This is a genomic window from Paracidovorax sp. MALMAid1276, assembly GCF_049198005.1.
Classification (GTDB): Bacteria; Pseudomonadota; Gammaproteobacteria; order Burkholderiales; family Burkholderiaceae_C; genus Acidovorax.
In genome coordinates this window covers 1-1,133 of record NZ_JBMIRS010000062.1, presented here as the reverse complement: position 1 = coordinate 1,133, position 1,133 = coordinate 1, and the positions used below count along the sequence as shown (strand labels likewise).

The 1,133-nt window shown below is 62.1% G+C and carries 1 protein-coding gene; it reads right to left on the bottom strand.

Annotated features, from left to right (window positions below; genetic code table 11):
• Positions 1-8: 8 nt before the first annotated feature.
• Positions 9-1,133 (bottom strand): elongation factor Tu (gene tuf, locus ACOQFS_RS03710; RefSeq protein ID WP_421561606.1); only part of this gene is annotated, 1,125 nt, incomplete at its 5' end.

The window sequence follows — 1,133 nt, the reverse complement described above, 5'->3', positions numbered from 1 at the left end:
CTTAAGAATTAAGCAATGATCTTGGCCACGACGCCAGCGCCCACGGTGCGGCCGCCTTCGCGGATAGCGAAGCGCAGACCTTCTTCCATGGCGATGGGGTTGATCAGCTTCACGGTGATCGACACGTTGTCGCCAGGCATGACCATTTCCTTGTCGGCGGGCAACTCGATGGCGCCGGTCACGTCGGTCGTGCGGAAGTAGAACTGAGGACGGTAGTTGTTGAAGAAAGGCGTGTGACGGCCACCTTCGTCCTTGGACAGAACGTACACCTCAGCCGTGAAGTGGGTGTGGGGCTTGATCGAGCCGGGCTTGCACAGCACTTGGCCGCGTTCCACGTCTTCGCGCTTGGTGCCGCGCAGCAGCAGGCCTACGTTGTCGCCAGCCTGGCCTTGGTCCAGCAGCTTGCGGAACATTTCCACGCCGGTGCAGGTGGTCTTTTGCGTGTCGCGGATACCCACAATTTCGATTTCTTCGCCGACCTTGATGATGCCGCGCTCGACACGACCGGTCACCACGGTGCCACGGCCGGAGATGGAGAACACGTCTTCCACGGGCATCAGGAAGGCGCCGTCCACTGCGCGCTCTGGCGTGGGGATGTAGGTGTCCAGGGCTTCAGCCAGCTTCATGATGGCTTCTTCGCCCAGCTTGCCCTTGTCGCCTTCCAGGGCGAGCTTGGCAGAGCCGCGCACGATGGGGGTGTCGTCGCCTGGGAAGTCGTACTTGTCCAGGAGTTCGCGCACTTCCATTTCGACGAGTTCGAGCAGTTCTTCGTCGTCCACCATGTCGCACTTGTTCAGGAACACGATGATGTAAGGCACGCCCACTTGGCGGGCCAGCAGGATGTGCTCACGGGTCTGGGGCATGGGGCCGTCAGCGGCCGAGCACACCAGAATGGCGCCGTCCATCTGGGCGGCACCGGTGATCATGTTCTTGACGTAGTCGGCGTGGCCGGGGCAGTCCACGTGGGCGTAGTGGCGGTTGGCCGTTTCGTATTCCACGTGGGCGGTGTTGATGGTGATGCCGCGGGCCTTTTCTTCAGGCGCTGCGTCGATCTGGTCGTACGCCTTGGCTTCGCCGCCGAACTTGGCGGACAGCACGGTAGCGATGGCTGCCGTCAGCGTCGTCTTGCCATG